Annotated in this window: 1 protein-coding gene and 1 tRNA gene; both read left to right on the top strand. The window is 49.8% G+C overall.

Going from position 1 to position 2,472, the window contains the following annotated elements:
• The first annotated feature begins 327 nt into the window (after window positions 1–327).
• The gene (gene rpsT / locus V6C07_RS05965; protein WP_333535444.1) at window positions 328–597 is read left to right on the top strand and encodes a 30S ribosomal protein S20; all 270 of its coding nucleotides are present in this window, start codon (window positions 328–330) and stop codon (window positions 595–597) included.
• Window positions 598–811: 214 nt separating this feature from the next.
• Window positions 812–888 (top strand) — tRNA-Arg (locus tag V6C07_RS05960).
• Window positions 889–2,472: the final 1,584 nt, after the last annotated feature.

The raw sequence follows: 2,472 nt of genomic DNA, 5'->3' as shown, positions 1-2,472 counted from the left end.
GACTTTGCGGCCCTGCAGATGTAGGTTTGCCCACGCGGCGCGGCAGGACTTGTTTTTGCCGTCGCGCCGCGTATGCCAGACGGCGGCCCCAAGCAGTGAAAACGGTACGCGACACGGCGTAAAAGGCCGGGGCTTCCCGCTGTGACAGGCAGTTCTGAAAGCGGGTGTGGCTCAACCCTTTGCGGCAACAAAACAAGTATCTTGGAAAAAACGGCGCGTTTACTTGACAGCCATAAGGCCCTATGCTAACAACCCGTCTTCGCGATAGCGCTACATATTTCAGACTCATGGCTTGCCGGTGCAAGCCCAACATAGTGGAGGATTACCGTGGCAAACCATAAGTCAGCCATCAAGCGTCACAGGCAGAGCGTAGAAAGAGCCGGTCGCAACCGCGCCGTGCGTACGCGCGTCAAAAACGCCATCAAGCAGGTGCGCGCCGCCATTACTGGCAGCGACAAGGCTCAGGCCGGTGAAGCTCTGGTGGCCGCCACTTCTGTGCTTTCCAAGGCCGCCGGAAAGGGCGCCATGCACTGGAAGAAGGCCGCGCGTAAAATTTCGCGTCTGGCCCGTGCTGTCAACAGCATCGAAGCCCAGTAGTTTTCAGTGGCCGCTTTTTGGGCGGCCAGACGAGTGGGGCGGCTTGATCTGCCCAAAAGTTCTGGTGCCTGAGTGCGGCGCGCTGGCGCGACCGCAGAGCGCTTTTCTAAGTGCATGCTGATTGAAAATTTCAACTAAGTTCGCAGATTTTCAAAAAATATTTTGAAAAAAAGCTTGACCGCCACTGCGACTTGATATAGTTTCCCCTTGTTACGCGCTCGTAGCTCAGCTGGATAGAGCAACAGGCTACGAACCTGTAGGTCAGGAGTTCGAATCTCTTCGAGCGCGCCACAAGAAATCAAACCCTTACGGTAAAACACCGTAAGGGTTTTTTTATGTTTAAAAAATCTCTCCCCAATCTCTCCCCAAATTAAAAGTGACGCGGGGTGAGGCCGAATGAAATGCCCCCAACAAACCATATCAGTTAAAAGGCGAGAGATCGGCGAAACCGACTATGACGCCACAAACGGAATTTGCCATAAAGGAAAGTAAATTCATCTCCTTGCCTTGCGCAACAAGAATTGAGTATACAGATTGACGAGGTTTGCCGAAAATGGGTGTTCCAGCATACCTCCCACCGTGAACGAAAAGGCGGGTGGGCTGTGTCCCACGAATTACGCCGACTCAGGCAATTGGAAGAGGACGCTTTCGACTCAAGCGCATGACCGCAGACCTGAGCCTTGATAACGCCTTGGATGTGCCAGTCAAAAAAGCTTTGAGGCATGCTCTGAGGCGGGAATTGATAACGCACTTGCGGGACAGTTACGGAGTGAGAGTACGGAGGGCTTCTTGCGCCCTACTGCAACAACCCAGCTTCATCCGCCCATCAGGTTCCATTATGCATGCGAATTCGTAAAATTGCGGTCAGCCGTGTTCGCTATGCTATCACGTATTTATGTTCTGCTCCGCCGCAAGGGCTGGCTGGTGAACATAAAAGTATGCACCGGCTACAGGGAAAGGGCTTAACTTGCGCCATACCACGCGGGATCATGGTAGGTTTACCGCAACATAGCAACGGATGCTGGACAAGGATTTTGTTTCTGATTCGCTGTTTGATGGTTGGCGTTGCGGGCATTCACTGTGTTGGATATTTTTACGCGGGAAAGCCAGGCTATAGAGGTGGCAAAAGCCTTAGCGGTGAAGACGCCGTTGCCAACCTGCCCTGCATGTCTTTTCTGCGTAGGGATTCTATGAAAATCCGTTGCGACAACGTATTACGGGACAAACTTACCTTAAGGGTCCTGAGCAAATGGGCTTTGAGTATAACGTGTCGATCGAGATCTCCGTCTTTGTAAACAGATAATGCCCACATTGAGTCTTTTATGGCCATTTCCGGGAGGAATGCTTTTTATCCATTGAGGACGCCAAAGCAAAATTGAAGATTGGCGAAAGGAATAGAAGGCGAACCAACCTCACATGTCCCTGAATTGCATGATCCACAAGGGGTTTCAGCTTGTTTCCTTAAAAATTAGCGCCAAGGTCTCACTTGTAGATCAACAATAATTGTGGGAAGAGATCAGGTGACTTTATTGTGAAGGATATGAGTGAGAGAAAAGATGCAAAAAACTATGGAGAGGGCTATTATTTCACGGCATAGGTACGCTGAGACTGATTGTCTAGACTCTGAAGTGCTGCCTTTTAGCCAGTGGGAAGAAATAGAAAACACTGGCTTGAGTATTTTTAAAAAAGATTTTGAGGGCGCAGTGTACTTTCTTAAGGAAAGTCATTCTGCACGCTATAAAAATAAGTCATTGCTGTCCGGCTAAGGGGTAACAAAAAAGTCCAAAATCTCAGCAGTATGTGGTATAAGAAGTTACCACAACAACTTGCCACACAAGGAGATTTTGGACTTGAGCCATCATACTACACTCTTCT

It is taken from the genome of Desulfovibrio sp. 1214_IL3152 (assembly GCF_036763055.1).
Classification (GTDB): domain Bacteria; phylum Desulfobacterota; class Desulfovibrionia; order Desulfovibrionales; family Desulfovibrionaceae; genus Desulfovibrio.
Note: the sequence above shows the minus strand (reverse complement) of the source record. Positions and strands in the feature narration are given on the sequence as shown.